Raw genomic sequence first — 22,393 nt, forward strand, 5'->3', positions numbered from 1 at the left:
TTTACTTTTTATGCAGAAACTGCACCGCTTTATCCGGGAAGTCGGTAAACAACCCATCGACACCCGCCTGCTGATACAACACCTTATAAAGCTGATTCACGTCGCTGGCATACGGCGGAAGCTGATCCGCGCGAACGGTAAACGGGTGCACCTGCAAATGGCTGGCATGCGCCTCTTTCACCATTGCCGTTAGCTTGACGTTACCCGGTTTTGAACCGTCGGCCACCAGCATGTGGTAGTCCGGGCCGATGCCGTCGGCATACTGCGCGATTTGCTTCATCGCGCCGGGTTTGAACATCCAGTCGTAACTGTAATTCACCCATTTGCCGTCCGGCTGCTGCTCCTGCGTTTCATTCCATTTGGTATAGGCAATCAGCTGCACCAGCCTGAGATCCATCCCCATCTTCGGTTCCAGCTCATTCTTAATGCGTTTGAGCTCATTGACGTCAAAACATTGCAGATACACATTGTCCTGCTTACTGGTGTAACCGTACTTTTTCAGCACTTCCAGCGTTTTTGCGGCAATGTCTTTCCCTTCCTGATGGTGGAACCAGGGGGCTTTAATTTCCGGGTAAATACCGATGTTTTTGCCGGTTGAGTGGTTCAGCCCCTGCACAAACTCGATCTCCTCTTCAAAGGTATGAATGCGGAAATCGGATTTACCCATCGGGAAACGGCCCGGATAGACCTGCACTTTCTTGCCCTTTTCCAGCTCGAATCCTTCGGTAAACTTCAGCGAGCGAATTTCATCAAGCGTAAAGTCGATGGCGTAATAACGCCCGTCTTTACGCGCGCGCTGCGGGAAGCGCTCCGCGACATCCGTCACGCGGTCGAGATAGTGATCATGCAGAACGACCAGCTGGTCGTCTTTGGTCATCACCAGGTCTTGTTCAAGGAAATCCGCGCCCTGCGCATAGGCCATCGCCTTCGCCGGTAAGGTATGTTCCGGCAAATAACCGCTGGCGCCACGGTGGGCGATAACAATTTTATCGGCGGCCAGCGCCTGGCTGGTTAACGCGCCTGCCAGCAGCAGGCTTGAAGTCATACGGGTGAAAGTGGTTTTCATCAGTGCTCCCTGTTAGCTGCGACGCGCCAGCACGTCGGCATGGTGGCGTTTCTCACCGATCATCACGATAACCAGCAGTAACACTGCCAGAATGCTGCCGCCAATCATCACCATAAAGCCGCCATCCCAGCCGAAGAAATCAACGGTATAGCCAACAATGGCGCTGGCGGCAACAGAACCGCCAAGATAGCCAAACAAGCCGGTAAAGCCCGCCGCCGTACCCGCCGCTTTTTTCGGTGCCAGCTCCAGCGCATGCAAACCAATCAACATCACCGGGCCATAAATCAGAAAGCCGATGACAATCATGCAGGCCATGTCCACGCCCGGGTTCCCCGCCGGGTTCAGCCAGTAAACGATCGTCGCAATGGTCACCAGCGTCATAAAGAACACGCCCGTTGCGCCACGATTGCCACGGAAGACTTTATCCGACATCCAGCCGCACAGCAGCGTGCCGGGGATGCCCGCGTATTCATAGAAGAAATAGGCCCACGAGGATTTATCCAGCGCGAAGTGTTTCACCTCTTTCAGGTAGGTTGGCGACCAGTCGAGAATGCCGTAGCGCAGCAGATATACAAAGACGTTAGCCACCGCGATATACCACAGCAGCTTGTTGGGCAGAATGTACTGCATGAAAATCTGCTTAGCGGTCAGCTCCTGCTCATGCTTTTCGTTATAGTCATCCGGGTAGTCGTTTTTGTACTCTTCAATCGGCGGCAGACCGCACGATTGCGGGGTATCACGCATCAGCGCGAAGGCAATAATCGCCACCAGAATCGCGGCAAACGCCGGCATATACAGCGCCGCGTGCCAGTCGTTAAACCACGCCATCCCCAGCAGGAACAGCAGCGGAGGAATACCGCCGCCGACGTTATGCGCGCAGTTCCATACCGACACAATGCCGCCACGCTCTTTTTGCGACCACCAGTGCACCATGGTGCGCCCACACGGCGGCCAGCCCATGCCCTGGAACCAGCCGCACAGGAATAGCAGCACAAACATGACCATGATGCTGGAGGTGGCCCACGGCACGAAGCCCATAACCAGCATCACCGCTGCCGCCAGAATTAACCCGGCGGGCAGGAAGACGCGCGGATTCGAGCGATCCGACACCGAGCCCATAATAAATTTCGAAAAGCCGTAGGCAATGGAGATACCGGACAGCGCAAACCCCAAATCGCCACGGGAAAAGCCCTGTTCGACTAAATACGGCATTGCCAGCGCAAAGTTCTTACGCACCAGATAGTAGGCGGCATAACCGAAGAAGATCCCGAGGAAAATCTGCCAGCGCAACCGCCGGTACAGCGGATCGATTTGCGCATCGGGCAGACGCGATTGATGGGGGGCAGGTCTAAAAATACTCAACATAGCGGCCTCCGTGGCGCGGTAAGACTCATATCTTTCATTAATGAGTGAAAACGAACATAACCAGAGTTATTCGCGGCGGATTGTAGTGAAAGTTTTAACCAGAGAGAATGAGTTGTCGCATATATTGTTACAGAAATATGACAAACATCTAACTTCACGCATTAAAGCGCGTTTCACTTTCGTTTTTTGCTCGAATATGCGCGATATCAAACAAACCACAATCATAGTATGGCTAAATGGTTGCTAAGGAACGTCGACCAGAAGGACGCGAACATGCGCAACCCCAGTGACTACGATGTGATTATTATCGGCGGCGGCGCGACCGGCGCAGGCATCGCTCGCGACTGCGCCCTGCGCGGCTTGCGCGTGGTGCTGCTTGAACGCCACGATATCGCCACCGGCGCGACCGGCCGTAACCATGGCCTGCTGCACAGCGGCGCGCGTTACGCGGTGACCGATAACGAATCAGCGCGTGAATGTATTGCCGAAAATCAGATCCTCAAACGTATCGCCCGCCACTGTATCGAACCGACAGACGGCCTGTTTATTACCCTGCCGGAAGATGACATGGTGTATCAAAGCCAGTTTATTGACGCCTGCCTGCAAGCGGGGATCCCGGCGCAGGCTATATCACCGCAGAAAGCGCTGCGCATGGAGCCCAGCGTCAACCCGGCGCTGATCGGCGCGGTACGCGTGCCGGACGGCACGGTAGACCCTTTCCGGCTCACCGCCAGCAATATGCTGGACGCCCGCGAGCACGGTGCAAAAATCCTCACCGGGCACGAAGTGTGCGGGCTGATCCGCCATGGCGACACGGTGAGCGGTGTGCGCCTTTATCACCCTGCCAGCGGGGAAACCCAGGAACTCCATGCGCCAGTGGTGGTGAATGCCGCCGGGATCTGGGGGCAGCGCATAGCCGAATATGCCGACCTGACGATCCGCATGTTCCCGGCGAAAGGCGCGTTGCTGATCCTCGATCACCGCATTAACCAGCACGTCATCAACCGCTGCCGCAAACCCGCCGACGCCGATATTCTGGTGCCTGGCGACACCATCTCACTGATTGGTACCACCTCAACACATATTGATTACGCCGACATCGATAACCTGCGCGTCACGCCTGACGAAGTGGATATTCTGCTGCGTGAAGGGGAAAAACTGGCGCCGGTGATGGCGAAAACGCGCATCCTGCGTGCTTACGCCGGTGTGCGGCCGCTGGTCGCCAGCGATGATGACCCGAGCGGGCGCAATGTCAGCCGGGGCATTGTGTTGCTGGATCACGCACAGCGCGACGGGCTGGAAGGTTTTATCACTATCACCGGCGGCAAGCTGATGACTTACCGGCTGATGGCCGAATGGGCGACGGATGCCGTCTGTCGCAAGCTCAATCATCATGCCCCTTGCACCACCGCCACCGCGCCGCTGCCCGGCTCCCGCGAGCCGACCGAACAGGCGCTCAAAAAAATTATCTCCCTGCCGACACCGCTACGTGGGTCGGCGGTCTATCGCCACGGCGACCGTACGCCAGCCTGGCTTGGCAGCGACAGACATAACCGCAGCCTGGTCTGCGAATGTGAAGCCGTCACCGCCGGGGAAGTGCAGTACGCAGTCGAGAACCTCAATGTCCATTCGCTGCTTGATTTGCGCCGCCGCACACGCGTCGGGATGGGCACCTGCCAGGGCGAGCTGTGCGCCTGCCGCGCCGCCGGGTTGCTTAATCGCCTGCATGTCACGACCGAAAGTGAATCTCTGCATCAACTGACCGGTTTTCTCAATGAACGCTGGAAAGGTATTCAACCCATCGCCTGGGGCGATGCGCTGCGTGAAAGCGAATTCACACGCTGGGTTTATCAGGGATTGTGCGGTCTGGAAAAGGAGGCGGAAGATGAGATTTGATACGGTCATTATCGGTGGCGGGCTGGCCGGTTTAGTGTGCGGAATTCGTCTTGCGCAGAGCGGCCAGCGCTGCGCTATTGTCAGCCGTGGACAGAGCGCCCTGAGCTTCTCTTCTGGCTCACTGGATTTGCTTTCACATTTACCCGATGGTCAGCCCATCGATACGCTTGATGGTGCCATCGCACACCTTCAACAGCACCATGCCTGTCACCCTTATGCCCGGCTCGGCGCAGATCGGGTTCGCCATTACGCACAACAGGCGCAGACGCTGCTGGCAGATTGCGGGCTGGTGTTACAGGGCGATGTTGATACGCCGCACCAGCGCGTGACGCCGCTTGGCACATTCCGCACCGCCTGGCTTAGCCCGCTGGAAGTGCCTGTTAAAACAGAAACTCACCAGCACACTGGCGTCGTTGGTATCAGCGGTTTTCTTGATTTCCAGCCGCAGCTTGCGGCAGGTGCGCTGCGTAAACGCGGGATTGACGCGCATGCAGAAGAGATAGATCTGCCGCTGCTGGATCGGCTGCGTGATAACCCCAGCGAATTTCGCGCGGTGAATATCGCCCGCCTGCTGGACGCGCCCGAGCACTACAACGCGCTGTACGAAGCGCTGCAGCCGCTAAGCCAGCACTACGCGATGCTCTATCTGCCCGCCTGCTTTGGTCTGACGGACAACAGCGTCTTTACGCGCCTTAATCAGCAACTGGCCTGCCCGCTGCGTCTGTTGCCTACGCTGCCGCCATCTGTGCCGGGTATGCGCATGCAGCAACTCCTGCAACAGGCGTTTATACGCAGCGGCGGTAACTGGATGCCCGGTGACGATGTACTACGTGCCGATATCGCCGATCAGCGCGTAACGCAAGTGTGGACGCGTAAACATGAAGATATCCCGCTGCGTGCGCGCAATGTGGTGCTCGCCAGCGGCAGCTTTTTCAGTGACGGGCTGGTGGCCGGGCGCGATGGCGTACGGGAAACGGTGTTTGATCTCGATGTGCTGCAAAGTGCGCAGCGCCAGGAGTGGTATCGCGATGATGTGTTTGACAGCCAGCCGTGGCAGCAGTTTGGTGTGCAGACCGACGCGCAACTACATGGCCTGCGCCGGGGCAACGCCGTGAACAATCTCTATGTGATTGGTTCCGTGCTGGGCGGTTTTGATGCCGTTGCCCAAGGGTGTGGCGGCGGCGTTTGCGTCGTTACCGCGCTGCATGCCGCACAGCAAATTAGCGCACAGGGAGGCGAACAATGAACAATACGCAATTTGAAAGCTGCATTAAATGCACCGTTTGCACCACCGCCTGCCCGGTCAGCCGCGTCAACCCCGATTACCCTGGTCCGAAACAGGCAGGCCCTGATGGCGAGCGCCTGCGGTTAAAAGACGCCGCGCTATATGATGATGCGCTGAAGTACTGCACCAACTGTAAACGCTGCGAAACCGCCTGCCCGTCCGGGGTGAAAATTGGCGATATTATTCAGCGCGCCCGTGCCCAGTACGCGCCCAAAAAGCTCTCCATACGTAATGCCATTCTCAGCCATACCGACCTGATGGGGACGCTATCGACACCGATGGCACCGCTGGTGAATGCGGCAACCTCCTTAAAACCCGTGCGCCAGTTACTGGATACCGCGTTAAAAATCGATCACCACCGCACGCTGCCAAAATATTCCAGCGGCACATTTCGCCGCTGGTATCGCAGCATTGCCGCACAGCAACAGGCGTTTGCGCAGCAGGTGGCGTTTTTCCACGGTTGTTATGTGAATTACAACCATCCGCAGTTGGGTAAAGATCTGATCCGCGTGCTGAACCATATGGGCGTCGGCGTACAGTTGTTGCAGCGGGAAAAGTGCTGCGGCGTACCGCTGATTGCGAATGGGTTTTTCGATAAAGCGAAAAAACAGGCGCAGTTTAATGTGCGCTCGCTGGAGCAGGCTATTGGCACGGAGGGTTTGCCGGTTATCGCCACCTCTTCCACCTGCGCGTTTACGTTGCGCGACGAATATCCCCACCTGCTGGATGTGGATAACAGCCATTTGCGCTCGCATATCGATTTAGCCACGCGCTGGATCTGGCGCATGCTCGACGAAGGATGCGCGTTGCCGTTGCAAGAAACCCCGCTGAAGGTGGTCTACCACACGCCGTGTCATATGGAAAAAATGGGCTGGACGCACTACACGCTGGAGCTGCTGCGGCGCATTCCAGGGCTTGAGTTGACGGTGCTGGATTCGCGCTGCTGCGGGATTGCCGGAACCTACGGCTTTAAAAGCGAAAACTACCCAACATCACAGGCGATTGGCGCGCCGTTGTTCGAGCAGATTGAAGCCAGCGGCGCGGATCTGGTGGTGACAGATTGTGAAACCTGCAAATGGCAAATTGAGATGTCCACCAGCAAACGCTGTGAACATCCCATTACGCTACTGGCAAACGCATTGGGGTAACGGCGTGCCGTTACCCTGCACGATTATTCCACGGTCAGCGTTTCCACCACATTGATCCAGCCGTGATCGCTGGCAATGTCTTTGCCCGCCAGCCAGCGGCGCAGGATGTTCAGCGCCATCATGGCACACACCTCCTGGCGCACCACCAGCCCGTGGCGGTTGGTGTTGAATTTTACCCGCAGCGCGCGGGTGCCTTCCGGCGTCGCCAGCGCGAAGTTGAGATGATCCTCTTCAAGGCCGGTCACCGTCAGCGCCAGCCCGGCGAGATGACGATTGCGCAGCTCGGTAGTCCAGCGGGCACTTTGCGCCAGCGCTTCCGCCTGCGACGGCAGCACTTCACTGGCCAGCAGCGGCGCGCCGGCGCGGGAAAGCTGCAATGCCACCAGACCGCCGGTGAACTGCTCGCTCAGCGTCAGGCTGAGCTGGCGTTCCCGCAGGGTAGCGGCAAGCGCGGCCGGCAAACCTTCCGTGCCTTCAAAAATCAAACTCTCACCGGCAACACGTTTCACTTCCGGCCACAGGGCTTCCATCGCCGCGCGATGTTCTGCCGGGCCAGTCAGTTTTAATTCGATAATTGGCATGGAAGAGCGGTAGCCCATCACCACGCCTGGCGGCAGTTCGAGGTGTTGCAGGCTCTGCGCCAGATCGCTTTCGGAGCGACCAAAGGTGGTTAAGCGCAGGCAAACCGACGGCTCCGGCAAGGTAAAGCGTGCGCGCAGGCGCGGCAGAATTTCTTGTTCCACCATCACTTTAAATTCCGACGGTACGCCCGGCGTGAAGAACATCAGGCAACGGTTGAGCTGCAGGGCAAAACCACAGGCGGTACCGACCGGGTTATCCACCAGTTCGGCGCTGGCCGGGATCTCGGCCTGTTTGCGGTTACTCGGCGCCATCACGCGGCCACGTTCGGTAAAGAAGCGTTCCATTTGTGCCAGCCACGCTTCGTGTAGCACCAGCGCTTCGCCTTTGGCGGTCGCCGCTGCCAGCGCGCTGAGATCGTCACTGGTCGGCCCCAGACCGCCATTCACAATCAGCACATCCGCGTGCTCGCTACGTTCACGCAGGATAGCGACCAAATCATCAAGGTTATCGCCCACGGTGTTACGACGCGTGAGGGGCAACCCCTGGTTAAAGAAAAAGTCAGCCAGCCAGGCCGCATTGGTATCTACAATCTGGCCATGCAGCACTTCATCGCCGGTCGATAACATCTCCACATTTAACATTGTTAGCTCCTGCAATCGAGGTTGAAACACTATAGCGCATGCGCAGAGGAAAAACGGAGACAAACAGGCGCGGACAGAGGCCGCGCCGGAGGATTAGAAACTGGCGCTGACGCCGACATACGGGCCATCGGCAACCGCGTTGTCGCGACGGCCTTCTTTACCGGTCATGTCGATATAACGGTAACCGGCTTCCACCGTCAGCGGACGCATAATGGTGTAACGCGCACCAGCATTTGCTTCCTGGTACTCTTTCACGCCGCTGGAGAGTGAATCGGGCGAATAATAATACTCACCGAAGAGGCTAAAGCTGCTGGCAATTTTCCACTGCAACCCGCCACCGACAGCAACGGCATAACCTTCACTGCCCACATCCGGATTCAGATAAATACCTTTCCCGCCAACAGTCGCCAGGAACGGCCCCAACGGAATGTTGTAACCCAGCCCCAGACCAGCGATGTCGCCATCATCTTCGCTGTGCGCCCAGTTACCGCTTACCGCGATACCGCTGGTTTCCGTTCCCAAACCGAAACCAAAGTTGGTGTAATCTTTCCCAATCTGGCCGTTCAGACTCACGGCCTGCGCCCCGGCAGAGACCAGCAACACGCTGGCTAAACCTAATAAAGCAACGTTCTTCATTTTTGATTTCCGCACATAACGGGCCTGATGCCCAAAAGCCTCTGATTATACGCCTATTTTTCTGTCAGCAGAATGAATAAAAAGAGGCGTAAACATAGATGGGGTCAATTTTTCCACGTAAGCGCTTACGTTAATATGGCGCGTTGTGTTTATCACTCTAAAGGAATTAACCATGCGACAACGGACGATTGTGTGCCCATTAATTCAAAACGACGGCGCGTATTTGCTCTGCAAAATGGCTGACGATCGCGGTGTTTTCCCCGGTCAATGGGCATTGTCCGGTGGCGGTGTGGAGCCTGGCGAGCGGATTGAAGAGGCGCTGCGCCGGGAGATCCGCGAAGAGTTGGGCGACAAGCTGGAGCTGAGCGAAATCACGCCGTGGACATTTCGCGATGATATCCGCGTGAAAACCTACGCCGACGGCAGCAAAGAGCAAATCTATATGATTTACCTGATTTTTGATTGCGTCAGCGCCAATCGCGAAGTCAGCATCAATGACGAATTCCAGGATTACGCGTGGGTAAACCCCGCCGATCTGCACCGATACGATCTGAACGAGGCGACCCGCAACACGCTCACGCTAAAAGGACTGCTCTAACCTTGCCCGGCAACCCATTCCGCTACTGCTTTGCGTGAGATCTTAATGCCACCTGTTTTCAGCGCTGCGGGCAGCATCAGCCAGCGTACCGGCTGCTGGAAACGGGCCAGCTTATCAGCGGCCCACTGGCCCAGCGCATCGGCATTAACGTCACCGGCGCACTCCACCACCGCCACCGGGCGTTGACCAAACTCCGCGTCATCCACCGGGACCACCAGCACCTGCTGCACCTGTGGGTGGCGGGCAATAACGCGTTCAATTTCTTCTGGCTGAATGCCTTCCCCGCCGCTGAAAAAAAGATTGTCCAGACGACCGTGAATAGTCAGGCAGCCACCGTTCAGCTCACCGCGATCGCGCGTGGCAAACCAGCCTTCACGGTTTACCAGCGGGAGAAGTGCTCCGTTGCACCAGTAGCCCGACGCCATGCTGGCGGCACGCAGCCAAACCTCTTCACCAACAATTCTCACTTCACGCCCCGGCAGCGCGTAGCCGACATCGGGTTTGCCATCAGCCTCTTTCGCGCACACCGTCGACGCAAATTCGGTTAAGCCGTACCCGCACCAGCTGCGGATCCCGCGCTCGCGAGCCTGCTGCGTGAGTTCAACGGGGATCGCCGCGCCACCCAGTAACACGGCTTTCAGCGAGACCGGTACATTATCATTCAACAAGCGCCAGAGCTGTGTCGGAACCAGCGAGGCGTGGCTGCACCCGGCCAGCGCCTGCTCCAGCGGCGCTTTTTGCCGCACGGTGATCCGCGCCCCGGCCAGCAGCCAGCGCCATAAAATCCCCTGCCCGGAAACATGAAACAGCGGCAACGAGAGCAGCCAGTCGTCTTTCGCGCTAAACGGGATCAGCGCCAGCACGCCCTGCGCACTGGCAAGATGCGCCGCGCAGGTATGCACGGCGGCTTTCGGCAGGCCGGTAGAACCGGAAGTCAGGGTCATTGACGCCAGCCGAAGTGGCTGCCAGTCAACGGCATAATCGCCGTCAGACTCGCTTAACGACAGCGATGTTAAACCGGCGTACTCCGCCTGCGACGCCAGGTCGAGCGCAAAACGCAGCGTCAACGGCGGTAACAGCGCCGCCAGTAGCGTGGCGGGCAACTGCGGGTTCAGGGGTAAAACCCGTGCGCCGCATTGCAACAGCGCCAGCCACGCCAGTAGCGTCTCCGGCTGGTTGCGCGCGCGCAACATAACGCCGTCACCTTCCTGTACGCCCTGGCGAGCAAAACCGCTGGCCAGCCTGTCAATACGCGCACAGAGCTCATGCCAGTTAAGGCTTTGCTGCTCAAGGCGAATCGCCGCCTGCTCGCCTTGTAGCGTGCGCCAGTGACGCCAGGGCCAGTCGGGAAAAATCATAGCAATGGTTCCAGCGCATCAACCTGCAAGCAGGGTAAATCACTCTGCGGCCAGCGGCGCAGCAGCTGCGTTTGCATCAATTGCAGCGTATCAAGACCCGGCACCGTTCCCGGCGTCAGCCAGGCGGCGATACGCGCCAGTTGCGTTAGCCCGAGGCTCGATTCGATTGACGAACTGATAACGGTCGTCAGCCCCAGCGCTTTCGCCGCCGCAACCTGCTGTTGGACTTTCTGCAAACTGCCGGTCAGCATCGGTTTAATCACCACGGCACCGACGCCGGGTTGCCGCTCAAAACAAAAGTCCGCGTCACGCAGACTCTCATCCCAGGCAAGAGTAATGCCGGTCTCGCGGGCAAACGCCAGCGAATCTTCGCGCGTTTTGCAGGGCTCTTCGAGAAACGCAATGCGCGGGCGATAAGCCGGATTGACATACCTGGCAAACTGTTGCGCTTTCAGCGGCGTCCAGGCGCGGTTGGCATCCAGGCGCAGATGGAGATCGGGGATCGACTCCAGCAGCAAGTTGACCACCATACCGTCGCGCACCGCTTCATACAGCCCCACTTTCACTTTCGCCAGCTTTTCTCCCGGCAGCGCAGCAAGCGCGGCGAACAACTCGTCCGGATCGCCGCTACACAGCATCGCGGCGCGGTAATCCGCCGCCTGCGGCAGCGCATCACTCAACTCTGCCAGCGCGCAACTCAAACCAAATGCCGCAGAAGGCTCGTCCGGCAGCGGTGGCTGCTCGCCATCGCGCCAGCTACGCGCCCACGCCATCACAACCGGTTGAACGTCATCCAGCGTTTCCAGGCTAAACCCCGGCAGAGGGGAAATCTCCCCCCAGCCTTCGCGCTCGCCCTCGGTGAGATGCACCAACAACCCGTCACGTGTTTTCAGGCGCCGCTCACGCAGCACCACACCCGCATCAAGCGGGATTTGCCAGCGGTAAACCTGCGCCTGTCGCATTATGGATTCCGTTTGAATTTGCTGAAATCAGGCTGGCGTTTTTCGTTAAACGCGTTGCGGCCTTCCTGTCCTTCTTCGGTCATGTAGAACAGCATGGTAGCGTTACCCGCCAGTTCCTGCAGACCCGCCTGACCATCACAGTCGGCATTCAGCGCCGCTTTCAGGCAGCGCAGCGCCATCGGGCTGTTTTGCAGCATTTCGCGACACCAGCGCACGGTCTCTTTTTCAAGATCGGCAATCGGTACAACTGTGTTGACCAGCCCCATATCAAGCGCCTGTCTGGCATCGTACTGGCGACAGAGGAACCAGATTTCGCGCGCTTTTTTCTGACCCACGATGCGCGCCATGTAAGACGCCCCCCAGCCACCATCGAAGGAGCCGACTTTCGGGCCGGTCTGGCCGAAAATGGCGTTGTCCGCCGCAATGGTCAGATCGCACATCATGTGCAGCACGTGGCCGCCGCCGATGGAGTAACCCGCCACCATCGCCACCACCGGTTTCGGGCAGGTGCGGATCTGGCGCTGAAAATCCAGCACGTTGAGATGGTGCACGCCGGAGTCATCCTGGTAACCGCCATAATCGCCGCGCACTTTTTGATCGCCGCCGGAACAGAAGGCTTTATCCCCTTCGCCGGTCAGAATGATCACACCCACGCTGTCGTCATAACGGGCGTCAGCCATGGCCTGAATCATCTCTTTCACCGTCAGCGGACGGAACGCATTGCGCACCTGCGGGCGATTAATGGTGATTTTGGCAATACCATCGGCCGATTTCTGATAACGGATGTCGGTGTAACCTTCAGAACAGTCACGCCATTCAACCGGCGCATAAAGCATGTTTTCATCTGGGTGGATCATAGTGTGTCCTTTGTCTCAAGACGCAGAATACGCGCCAGGGCGGCAATAACGGCAGCGGGATTGTCCCGGTGCGCGTTGTGCCCGGCGGCAGGAATGGCGTGACAGTGGCGCGAGACTTGCGTCGCCAGCGCCTGAAACTTGCTGTCATGTTCACCGTATAAATAATGTACTGGCACAGAAAGCGCCCGTAGCGCGGCACGCAAATCGGGCTGGCAGGCGAGCGAGGTTGCCTCCAGCATCGCCGCTAATGTTAAACCGTTGTTCTGGCTGCGAAGCGCCACCAGTTCGGCACGCGCGGTGTCGCTGAGCGTGGCAAAAACAGGTTGCCGGTACCAGGCGTCAAATACCTCACTCAATGGCTGCTGGCGAAAACGCGTTGCCCATTGCTGATCATTATGCAGCCGCTGTGCGCGATCGTCAGAGGATGTCAGCCCCGGGTGGCCACCTTCAACCACCAGGCCGCACAACCCGGCAGGATGCTGGCAGGCGTGATACATCGCCACGCGACCACCGAGCGAATACCCCACCAGCCAGTAGCGGCGTATGTTGTAGCGCTCAAGGGTGGTGCGCAGCAGCGCGTCCAGTTCATCAAAGGAAGCCACGCCAATATGGGCTGAACCGCCATGTCCGGGCAGATCGAGGTACACGCGCGGGAAATCACTCAGCGCGTCGCCAACGTGCTGCCACTCGCGGTTATCGCCGGAAAAACCGTGCAGAAACACCAGCCACGGTTGCGGCTGCTGTTCGCCAAAGGCAAGACCGTGCAGGCTCACAGATGGCTTACCTGCGCCAGCAGCGTTTGTAACGTCTGCGCGCCGTCGGTTGCGTTCACCACCAGCTCAATCACCGTCGCGCCGGGCTTGCACCAGGCGCCTTCCAGCGCCTGCTCAAGCTCAGCCCAATTCTCCGGTTGATGGTAAGCCAGGCTAAACATCGCCGCCGCATGCGCAAAATGGACATTCTGCGGCATCAAATAAAACTGTTCGCGCTCGGCGGGCGGCGTGGGCAGTAACGAAAAAATTTGCCCGCCGTTGTTATTCACCACCAGCAGGACGAATGGCGCAGAAGCCTGCCGCAGTAGCGCCAGCGCATTGAGATCGTAAAGCGCAGAGAGATCGCCAACTATCGCCAGCGTAGGCCGCGCGGTGGCGCGCTGAACGCCCGCCGCCGTTGAAAGCAAGCCGTCGATACCACTGGCGCCGCGATTGCTGTAAACCGGGTATCCCGCCGGGAGCTGCCCCAGCGCATCGACCAGCCGCACAACCAGGCTGTTGCCAAGAAAAAGCTGCCCCTGGGCTGGCAAATAATCCGCGATGCGGTGCGCCAGTTGCGCCTCGCCAAAAATATCACGCTTCGCATGAACGGCTTCCCAGGCCTGCGCCGACAGGCGTGGGATCGCCTCGCACCACGGCGCACGCGGCTCAGCCGGATGCTGCTCCAGCCAGTCGGCAACGCTGGAAACCAGCCGACGCCCGCGATGATGGGCCGGATCGAGCCTCCCTTGCAGGCGATCAATCAGCCAGTACTCTTCCGGTTCGCAGGTCGCCTGCCATTGCAACAGACGTTTGCCGGTCAGACTGCTGCCAAACTGCAACACAATCTGCGCCTGATTCAGCTCCGCCACCGCCAGGCCATTACCGAGCCAGAGATCGGCACATGGCAGCGGTTGTCCGGTCTGCGAAAGCGCATCGCCAATCAGCGGCCAGCCGAGCGTTTTCGCCCATTCAGCAAGCAAACGGCCTTCATCCGCGCTCATGCGACCTGCTACTATCACACCGCGTTTTTGTCGCCAGAAAAACCAGTCGCGCTGCGTTTCGCTTTTGACAATATTCGCTGCGCGCAGCCATGGCGCGTCCGCCTGCCACCAGTCACCCAGCGCCTGCTGCCAGACCAGCCCCGTGTCATCCATTTCGCCGTACAGCGGCTCGGCAAATGGGCAGTTAATGTGTACCGCGCCGCCCTGTAACGACCCCAGCAGGTTATCAAGAGTGGAAACCAGCCAACGCGCCGGAATGTCCTGCGAAGGCCGCGGCAGCGCGAGAGATTCAGCAGGATGCGTGGCAAACATGCCCGGCTGGCGTATGGCCTGGTTGGCACCGCAGTCAATCAACTCTGGCGGTCGATCTGCCGTCAGCAGCACCAGTTTTTCACCGGTCAGCCCTGCTTCAATCAGCGCGGGATAAAGGTTCGCCACCGCCGTGCCGGATGTCACGATCACCGCCACCGGCTCATTGCTGGCCTTTGCCAGCCCCAGCGCAAGGTGGCCCAGGCCACGCTCATCAAAATGGGTGTGGTGAATAAAGGCGTGATTTTCCGCTGCGGCCAGCGTTAATGGGGTGGAACGGGATCCCGGGGCAATACACACATGCCTGACGCCGTGACGGGTAAGGGCTTCGAGGATCACCGCCGCCCAGCGTCGGTTAAATGAGCTTATCGACATGAATTTGTCCGGTATCAATATTACGGCGTAGTATAAATAATCAGGAACTATGTATTTTTGATATGAGTCGGTTATGCGTGACTAAGTTGTAATAATGATCGCAATCCCGCCGCTTTGTTCTCAATTTCCTGCCACTCTTGATCCGCGTCTGAACCGGAAACAATACCCGCCCCGGCGTAAAGACGTACGGTAGCGCCATCAATTTTTGCCGAACGCAAAGCAACGCAGAACTCGCTCTGTTGCCGCGAAAGATACCCCGCCGAACCGGCATACCACTCGCGCTGAAAAGGCTCATGACGCGCAATAAATGCCCGCGCTTCACGACGTGGCAATCCCGCAACTGCCGCTGTCGGCTGGAGCATTTGCAGGCAGAGCGCGTCATCCGGCGATTGTAGGTCAGTCCAGATACAGCGGCGAAGATGCTGCACTTTACGCAGCCGGACCACCTTCGGCGGCAGTACTTCCAGCGCACCGGTTTGCTGCTGTAAACGCTGGCAGATATCTTCCACCACCAGCATATTTTCACGCTGGTTTTTATCATCCGCCATTAACCAGTCGGCAAGCTGTTGTGCCTGCTGGTCATCGTCATGATTTGCAACCGTTCCGGCCAGCGCTTCCGTGCGTAAGGCACTGCCACGCCGACGCCATAACCGCTCCGGCGTTGAGCCTAAAAAGGCCGTCTGCGCATTAAACGCCATCATGAAATGAAAACAGTGATGATTGAGGCGACGGCTGGCAGCCATCAGCGCGGCGGCGTCCACCGCGCGGGCAAAATGGTAATCCGTTGCGCGGGCGAGCACGACTTTATCCAGCTCACCGCTTTCAAGCGTTTGCAAGGCCTGCGCAATCAGCGCGCGCCAGCCATCGTGCTCGGGGATGTGATGCTGCTCAAGGCACGTCTGCTGCACGTTTTGCAGCGGTGTCGACTCCACCAGCGCGGAAAGCAACGCGAGCGCGCGCTGCGCGTCATCACGCAGGGAAGTCTCGCTGAAAAGGTACACGCGCAGAAAGGCGTGACCGGCTTCCCGTCGCCACTCCAGACGCGGTAAAAACAGTTCGCCCTGCGTGGGATCAAAGGCGTTAAGCCCCCAGACGCGGACATCTTCCGCGCATTGCTGTAAGAACTGTTGCGCCAGGGGTAAAGAAGAGAAACGGCGCAATGCGCCAAGCGCGGCGGCTTCGTCATCGCCGCTACGTTGCTGCCAGTAAAATTGCGGCCACATGCGCTGGCTGGCAAGCCAGGTCAGGGGATCAAAAGCGTCGTTTAACGGGAAAGGTGCATCAAAAAAGCAGAATCCTGACGAGCGGGGAATGTCGTCGGTCAGGCAGCGGTGTAAGTGTGAAAGCGCCGAGGAAATGGAGTACACGCGAGCCCCTCCCTGTTAAAAACCACATAGTATACGGGGTACTTAGCGTAATAACAGTACCCCCTTCCAGGGAGGGGAAGCGAAACGTTAGCGGCGGGCTAACAGCAGACCAAGCACCAGGCCAACTGCGGCACCGGCACCAATGCCCTGCCACGGTTTTTCATGCACATAGTCGTCTGCGCGATAGACGGCTTTTTTGGCACGGTAGTAGTAGGTATCCGATGCGCTGCTGACGCGGTTTTTCACTTCATGCAGCGCCTGTTCGGCACGGGCCTTCAACTCAATGTACTTTTGATCTGCGGGGTCGCCCGATGAGCGGAGAATTTCTTCCAGCGTTTCGCTCAGCAGGGTCAGGTCGTCATCAATATGTGATTCATAAGAATGATATGCCATCTGTTATCTCCATGTTATGCACCTGTCCGCTAACTATAGACAACGCTCGCCGGTTACGCCTGGCGGATCTCGCGCGCCATCCCGATATGCGCGATACCATCTTCGTCATACACATCGGTAACGGGTTGAAAACCAAAATGCGCATAAAAAGATTGCAGATGCGCCTGCGCACCCAGGTAGAGCGCGTGCTGCGGCCAGTGTTGCTCGCAGGAAAGCACCGCGCGCTCCATCAACTGATAGCCCAGTTTTTCGCCGCGAACCTGCGCGCTGACAATCACCCGACCGATAGCAACGGGTGAGAAATCATCATCACTTTTCAGAATCCTCGCATACGCCACCAGTTCGTCGCCTTTCCAGCCGAGAATATGGCGGTTCTCGCCCACCAGGTCATCACCATCCACATCCAGATACGCGCAAGCCTGCTCAACCACAAACACTTCGCAGCGCAATTTCAGTAACGCATACAGCTCAGGAACGGTCAGTTCACAATGGTGCACATCCTGCCAGCGGATCATGTTGTTCTCCTCATTTATAGTGACCTCGTTATACTAGATTCTTTTTCATTCGGGCAAAGATTGTGGAACTGATTTTCTTAGGCACCTCTGCGGGCGTACCTACACGGGCGCGTAATGTCACGGCGATGCTGCTCAATTTACAACACCCAACCCGCGCCGGGCTTTGGCTGTTTGATTGCGGCGAAGGAACCCAGCACCAGATGCTGCGCACCGCGTTTCACCCTGGCAAACTCGATAAAATTTTTATTACTCATCTGCATGGCGATCATCTTTTCGGTCTGCCTGGGTTGCTATGCAGTCGCTCCATGGCCGGCAATGTTCAGCCGCTGCAGATTTACGGCCCGAAAGGGATCCGCGAGTTTGTGGAAACCACGCTGCGGCTTAGCGGTTCATGGACCGATTACCCGCTGACGATTGAGGAAGTGACGCCGGGGCTGGTAGTTGATGATGGTTTGCGCAAGGTGACCGCTTACCCGCTGTCGCACCCGGTGGAGTGCTACGGCTACCGTATTGAAGAACATGATAAACCCGGCGCGCTGAATGCGGCGGCGTTAAAAGCACAAGGCATCCCGGCAGGGCCGCTGTTCCAGCAATTAAAAGAGGGGAAAACCGTCACGTTGCCTGACGGGCGCATCATTAATGGCGCGGATTATCTTGCCCCGGCAGAAAGTGGGAAAAAAGTGGCGATTTTTGGCGACACCGCGCCCTGCCAGGCCGCACTGGAACTGGCGCAAGGCGTTGATTTGCTGGTGCATGAAGCCACGCTTGAGCAGGCAATGGAGGAAAAAGCGAACAGCCGGGGACACAGCTCAACCCGCCAGGCGGCACAGCTCGCCGCCGATGCCGGTGCAAAAAAACTGGTGATTACCCACCTCAGTTCGCGTTATGACGAACAGGGCGGCCAGACGATGCTCGCCGAGTGTAAAACGTACTTTTCGCAAACGACATTGGCTGAGGATTTTGCGGTAGTTCACATTTGATTTTAATTTAGGCACTCTATTTTTTCTCCACCATGCCGATAATAGATATACGCAGGCATTTCCTATTTGAGGGCATGATGGACAATTTCCAGAAAGACATCGATGACAGGGCGAATCTTACTCTGTCGAACCGGTTTGAGCTGTTGCTGTTTCGCCTTGGCACATCGTTAGATGCCACCAAATCCGAGTTATTTGGCATCAACGTGTTTAAGCTACGCGAAATCGTACCGATGCCCACCTTTACCCGTCCCGCAGGGATGAAAGCTCCGCTGATGGGGATGGTCAACATTCGCGATCAGGTGATCCCGGTGATTGATCTCGCCGCCGTAGCAGGTTGTAAACCTGCGAGCGGCCTGAACATCCTACTGATTACGGAATATGCCCGTAGCGTGCAGGCGTTTGCCGTTGAGTCCGTGGAAAATATTATTCGCCTGGACTGGAAACAGGTGCACACGGCCGAAAAAGCGATCAATGGTCGCTATATCACCAGTATTGCCTGCCTGGATGACGACAAGGATACCAACAACCTGGCAATGGTGCTGGATGTTGAGCAGATCCTGTATGACATCGTGCCTGCGGATCATGACGTTCACGGTGAGCATGTACCGGACAAGAAATTCAATCTGAAGCCGGGTTCTGTTGCCATTGTGGCGGAAGATTCCAAAGTGGCGCGCGCCATGCTGGAAAAAGGGCTGAACGCCATGCAGATCCCCAGTGATATGCATATCACCGGTAAAGATGCGTGGGAGAAAATCCAGAAACTGGCGCAACAGGCCGATGCGGAAGGCATTCCAATCAGCGATAAGATCTCAATGGTGTTGACCGACCTTGAGATGCCGGAGATGGACGGGTTTACCTTAACGCGTCTGATCAAAACCGATCCGCGTCTGAAAAACATCCCGGTGGTGATCCACTCGTCGCTTTCCGGTAGCGCCAACGAAGATCACGTTCGTAAGGTGCAGGCAGACGGTTACGTGGCGAAGTTCGAGATTAACGAACTCTCGTCCGTGATTCAGGAAGTGCTGGATCGCGCGGCGAATAATATTCGCGGCCCGCTGATTAGCCACCATCAGATAACGTCTACTCCGCTGCTGGCGAAGTAATCGTTCCGCGCTTATTAAGTTAGCCCATAAAAAAACCGCCGATACCGGCGGTTTTTCTTTACCTGTTTCCAGGCTTACATCATCGGCATCGCCAGTTGAACGATGCTGATCAGCGGCTGCGGATAGATACCTAACAGCAGCACCAGCAACGCAGAGATAAGTACCACAATCCCGCCTGCGCTGTAAGCCCAGTTAGACGGTGCATCGCGGTTCAACTGTTGCGGCGCGTTCAGGTAGAGACTCACCGCTACGCGCAGGTAGTAGTACAAACCAATCGCCGAGCCAAGCACCACCGCGGCCGTCAGCCACCACAGATGCGCTTCAACACCGACCGCCAGAATGTAGAACTTACCGATAAAGCCCAGCGTCATCGGGATCCCCGCCAGCGACAGCATCATCACCGTCATTACCGCAGACAGGATTGGACGGTGCCAGAACAGGCCACGATAAGAGTAAAGCGATTCGGCATCCGGGCCACGATACGGGCTGGACATCAGGCTGACCACACCGAACGCGCCAAGGCTGCTGAACAGATAACCAGCCAGGTAAACACCGACGGTTTCCATTGACATCTGGCCGCCCTGCAGCGCAATCAGCGCCACCAGCAGATAACCCAGGTGCGAAATAGAGGAGAAGCCCAGCAGACGTTTAATATTGGTCTGGCTCAGCGCCATCAGGTTACCGAAGATGATGGAGACGAAGGCGATGATACCCAGAACCACGCGAACCGCTTCACTTTCACCCACCGGTGCGTAAAGGAACAGACGCATCACCACGCCAAAAATGGCGATTTTGCTGGCGGTAGCCAGGAAAGTGGAAACCGGCGCAGGCGCGCCCTGGTAAACGTCTGGCGTCCACAGATGGAACGGCACCAGCGAGAGTTTAAAGCCAAGCCCGACAATCATCATGCCCAGACCCGCCAGCAGCAGCGGTTCATGCAGCATGCCTTCGCCCAGGCTTTTACCGATCGCGACAAACGACAGGTTACCGGTTTGCGCATAAACCAGCGCAATACCGAACAGCAGGAACGAAGAGGCGGCAGCGGACAAAATGGTGTATTTGATACTGGCTTCCAGCGAGCGTTTCTGACGGAAGGCATAGCCCACCAGCCCGAACAGTGGCAGAGAGATCAGCTCAATACCGAGGAACAGCGCCGCCATGTGATTCGCGTTCGCCAGCAAAATGCCGCCGAGTGCGGCAATCAGTACCAGCAGATAAAACTCTTCTTTGTTATCGCTGTACCCTTCCAGCCACGGATAGGCAAAGGTGCAGGTGGCGAGGCTCGCCAGCAGTACCAGCCCAGTGTAAAGCATGGCGTAGCCATCGACACGCATCAGCGGGGTGACATCCATCGCCCCCGCCTGGCCGACGAACCACAAAGAGAGCAGCGCGACGTTCAGGCCAATGACCGACAGCGTGGCATTGAGAAAATGGTTGCGTCGCCACGCAATGGAGAGCATCACAACCACCACCGTCAATCCGACGATTAGCAGCGGCAGCAGCGCAATCAGGTGTTGTGGAGTTATCGTCATGGCGATTTACGGCCTTGTAGTAGTAACAGAATTAACAAACCACTGCTGGATATTGCCCATCGCGGCGTGCGATGTATCCAGAATCGGCTGCGGATAGAAGCCAAGCAGTACCAGAAGCACAACCAGGATCAGAATCATAAACAGCTCGCGCAGCGACAGACCGCGCAGTTCCTGATTAGCGAGTTCGCTTTTCGCCTTGCCGAAGTAAGCACGATGCAGCATCGCCAACGAGTAGACCGACGCGAACACCAGGCCGAAGGTGGAAATCACCGTGATCGCCGGCACAACCTGATAGCTGCCGAACAGGATCATGAATTCACCCACGAAGTTACCGGTACCCGGCATCCCAAGCGTAGCGACGGCAAAGAACATTGACAGCGCTGGCAGCCACTTAATTTTGCTCCACAATCCGCCCATCATACGCATATCGCGCGTATGCAGACGTTCGTATAGCTGGCCGCACAGAATAAACAGACCCGCAGCGGAAAGACCGTGGGCAATCATCTGAATCACCGCGCCCTGGTAAGCAAGCTGGCTACCGGTGTAGATAGCAATCAGAACAAAGCCCATGTGAGACACAGAGGTGTACGCGATCAGACGTTTGATATCGGTCTGGGTGAAGGCCATCCACGCGCCGTAGAAAATACCGATCACGCCAAGCCACATAGCGATAGGCGCAAACTCTGCCGACGCGTTAGGGAACAGCGGCAGCGAGAAGCGCAGCAGACCGTACGCAGCGGTTTTCAGCAAGATCCCCGCGAGGTCAACAGAACCGGCGGTCGGTGCCTGCGAGTGCGCGTCTGGCAGCCAGCCGTGCAGCGGCACCACCGGCATTTTTACCGCAAAGGCGATGAAGAAGCCGAGCATCAGCAAATATTCGACATTGCCGGACATTGGCGTCTTCAGCAGATCTTCGTAAGCGAAAGTCCATACCCCGGTCGCGTTGTAGTGCACCAGCACCAGCGCCAGGATGGCGATCAGCATGACCAGACCGCTTGCCTGGGTATAAATGAAGAACTTGGTCGCAGCGGTAATACGCGTCTTCCCATCGGAGGCTTTATGGCCCCACAGCGCGATCAGGAAGTACATCGGCACCAGCATCATTTCCCAGAAGAAGAAGAACAGGAACATGTCGATGGCAAGGAACACGCCGATAACGCCGCCGAGGATCCACATCAGGTTCAGGTGGAAGAAACCCTGATATTTCTCGATTTCACGCCAGGAGCAGAGCACCGCCAGCACGCCGAGGAAGCCGGTCAGCACCACCATCAGCAGCGACAAACCATCCATCGCCAGATGAATGCTGATGCCAAAGCGTGGGATCCAGTCATGCTTGAACGTTTCCTGCCACTGCGGAAGGCCGGTGACTTGCGTCAGAGAATAGCCGCCCTGCAACCAGAGTTGCAGAGAAAGCGCCAGCGTCAGTCCCATGGTGATCAGCGCGATCCAGCGCGGCACCTTCACGCCGAAGCGTTCGGTCTGCCAGCAGAGGAAGCCGCCGATAAAGGGAATCAGAATTAGCCAGGGTAGTAACATGGCGATTTTTGTTCCTTGTTTAAGTCCGTCTCAGGCTATCTTGCTCGTCATAGCGAACCCCGGCTGTGCTCGCAATCCTCACGTACATCTGTACGCTCCGGTTGCTCTGCGCAGGCGGTGTCCACTCTGACTT

The 22,393-nt window shown here is 57.4% G+C and carries 20 protein-coding genes; 6 read left to right on the plus strand and 14 right to left on the minus strand.

Going from position 1 to position 22,393, the window contains the following annotated elements:
* Position 1 precedes the first annotated feature (1 nt).
* Together glpQ and glpT are read right to left on the minus strand one after the other, a co-directional pair.
* Positions 2 to 1,066 carry a glycerophosphodiester phosphodiesterase gene (glpQ, locus tag IP581_RS15460; RefSeq protein WP_193820793.1) on the minus strand — a complete coding sequence of 355 codons (1,065 nt, stop codon included), beginning with the start codon at positions 1,064 to 1,066 and terminating at the stop codon, positions 2 to 4.
* Positions 1,067 to 1,078: 12 nt separating this feature from the next.
* Positions 1,079 to 2,431, minus strand: coding sequence for a glycerol-3-phosphate transporter (glpT, locus tag IP581_RS15465; protein WP_097400398.1), 1,353 nt, complete (start codon positions 2,429 to 2,431; stop codon positions 1,079 to 1,081).
* Positions 2,432 to 2,704: 273 nt separating this feature from the next.
* Here glpT and glpA point away from each other — a divergent pair, with 273 nt between their 5' ends.
* From glpA to glpC, 3 genes are read left to right on the plus strand one after another with little or no spacing between them, the layout of a single operon-like run.
* Positions 2,705 to 4,327 (plus strand): anaerobic glycerol-3-phosphate dehydrogenase subunit A, encoded by a 1,623-nt coding sequence (glpA, locus tag IP581_RS15470; RefSeq protein ID WP_193820794.1) that lies wholly within the window; start codon positions 2,705 to 2,707, stop codon positions 4,325 to 4,327.
* Positions 4,317 to 5,573, plus strand: coding sequence for a glycerol-3-phosphate dehydrogenase subunit GlpB (glpB, locus tag IP581_RS15475; protein WP_193820795.1), 1,257 nt, complete (start codon positions 4,317 to 4,319; stop codon positions 5,571 to 5,573). Before glpA ends, glpB begins: the two co-directional genes overlap by 11 nt.
* A complete protein-coding gene (gene glpC, locus IP581_RS15480; protein ID WP_097400395.1) occupies positions 5,570 to 6,760 on the plus strand; it encodes an anaerobic glycerol-3-phosphate dehydrogenase subunit GlpC in 1,191 nt (396 codons plus the stop codon). Before glpB ends, glpC begins: the two co-directional genes overlap by 4 nt.
* 23 nt (positions 6,761 to 6,783) lie before the next feature.
* Here the strand turns inward: glpC and IP581_RS15485 are convergent, their stop codons facing one another.
* A complete protein-coding gene (locus tag IP581_RS15485; protein WP_193820796.1) occupies positions 6,784 to 7,983 on the minus strand; it encodes a nicotinamide mononucleotide deamidase-related protein YfaY in 1,200 nt (399 codons plus the stop codon).
* Positions 7,984 to 8,076: 93 nt separating this feature from the next.
* The gene (locus IP581_RS15490; protein ID WP_086868083.1) at positions 8,077 to 8,619 is read right to left on the minus strand and encodes a YfaZ family outer membrane protein; all 543 of its coding nucleotides are present in this window, start codon (positions 8,617 to 8,619) and stop codon (positions 8,077 to 8,079) included.
* A gap of 172 nt (positions 8,620 to 8,791) precedes the next feature.
* On the opposite strand from IP581_RS15490, the gene nudI reads away from it, so the two are divergent.
* Positions 8,792 to 9,217 (plus strand): nucleoside triphosphatase NudI, encoded by a 426-nt coding sequence (gene nudI / locus IP581_RS15495; protein ID WP_086868081.1) that lies wholly within the window; start codon positions 8,792 to 8,794, stop codon positions 9,215 to 9,217.
* Here the strand turns inward: nudI and menE are convergent.
* The 8 genes from menE to IP581_RS15535 form a co-directional block, all read right to left on the minus strand.
* Positions 9,214 to 10,575 (minus strand): o-succinylbenzoate--CoA ligase, encoded by a 1,362-nt coding sequence (gene menE / locus IP581_RS15500; RefSeq protein WP_193820797.1) that lies wholly within the window; start codon positions 10,573 to 10,575, stop codon positions 9,214 to 9,216. The genes nudI and menE overlap by 4 nt on opposite strands.
* A complete protein-coding gene (menC, locus tag IP581_RS15505; protein ID WP_193820798.1) occupies positions 10,572 to 11,537 on the minus strand; it encodes an o-succinylbenzoate synthase in 966 nt (321 codons plus the stop codon). The genes menE and menC overlap by 4 nt, the downstream gene beginning before the upstream one ends.
* Positions 11,537 to 12,394 (minus strand): 1,4-dihydroxy-2-naphthoyl-CoA synthase, encoded by an 858-nt coding sequence (gene menB, locus IP581_RS15510; protein ID WP_086868076.1) that lies wholly within the window; start codon positions 12,392 to 12,394, stop codon positions 11,537 to 11,539. Before menB ends, menC begins: the two co-directional genes overlap by 1 nt.
* A complete protein-coding gene (gene menH / locus IP581_RS15515; protein WP_193820799.1) occupies positions 12,391 to 13,167 on the minus strand; it encodes a 2-succinyl-6-hydroxy-2,4-cyclohexadiene-1-carboxylate synthase in 777 nt (258 codons plus the stop codon). Before menH ends, menB begins: the two co-directional genes overlap by 4 nt.
* Positions 13,164 to 14,834, minus strand: coding sequence for a 2-succinyl-5-enolpyruvyl-6-hydroxy-3-cyclohexene-1-carboxylic-acid synthase (gene menD / locus IP581_RS15520; RefSeq protein WP_193820800.1), 1,671 nt, complete (start codon positions 14,832 to 14,834; stop codon positions 13,164 to 13,166). The genes menH and menD overlap by 4 nt, the downstream gene beginning before the upstream one ends.
* A 71-nt stretch (positions 14,835 to 14,905) precedes the next feature.
* Positions 14,906 to 16,201, minus strand: coding sequence for an isochorismate synthase MenF (menF, locus tag IP581_RS15525; RefSeq protein WP_097400389.1), 1,296 nt, complete (start codon positions 16,199 to 16,201; stop codon positions 14,906 to 14,908).
* Between the two features lie 87 nt (positions 16,202 to 16,288).
* Complete coding sequence (elaB, locus tag IP581_RS15530; RefSeq protein ID WP_017458585.1) at positions 16,289 to 16,594, minus strand: stress response protein ElaB; 306 nt, start codon at positions 16,592 to 16,594, stop codon at positions 16,289 to 16,291.
* Between the two features lie 53 nt (positions 16,595 to 16,647).
* Positions 16,648 to 17,109, minus strand: coding sequence for a GNAT family N-acetyltransferase (locus IP581_RS15535; RefSeq protein ID WP_193820801.1), 462 nt, complete (start codon positions 17,107 to 17,109; stop codon positions 16,648 to 16,650).
* Between the two features lie 62 nt (positions 17,110 to 17,171).
* Here IP581_RS15535 and rbn point away from each other — a divergent pair, with 62 nt between their 5' ends.
* A complete protein-coding gene (gene rbn, locus IP581_RS15540) occupies positions 17,172 to 18,089 on the plus strand; it encodes a ribonuclease BN (protein WP_097400387.1) in 918 nt (305 codons plus the stop codon).
* A 77-nt stretch (positions 18,090 to 18,166) separates the two neighbouring features.
* Complete coding sequence (locus tag IP581_RS15545; protein ID WP_086868397.1) at positions 18,167 to 19,192, plus strand: chemotaxis protein; 1,026 nt, start codon at positions 18,167 to 18,169, stop codon at positions 19,190 to 19,192.
* A 74-nt stretch (positions 19,193 to 19,266) separates the two neighbouring features.
* Here the strand turns inward: IP581_RS15545 and nuoN are convergent, their stop codons facing one another.
* A complete protein-coding gene (nuoN, locus tag IP581_RS15550; protein WP_020454521.1) occupies positions 19,267 to 20,724 on the minus strand; it encodes an NADH-quinone oxidoreductase subunit NuoN in 1,458 nt (485 codons plus the stop codon).
* Positions 20,725 to 20,730: 6 nt separating this feature from the next.
* Positions 20,731 to 22,260, minus strand: a complete 1,530-nt coding sequence (nuoM, locus tag IP581_RS15555) for an NADH-quinone oxidoreductase subunit M (RefSeq protein WP_086868063.1) — start codon at positions 22,258 to 22,260, stop codon at positions 20,731 to 20,733.
* Positions 22,261 to 22,393 lie beyond the last annotated feature (133 nt).

Source organism: Kosakonia pseudosacchari (assembly GCF_015167415.1).
Classification (GTDB): Bacteria; Pseudomonadota; Gammaproteobacteria; order Enterobacterales; family Enterobacteriaceae; genus Kosakonia; species Kosakonia pseudosacchari.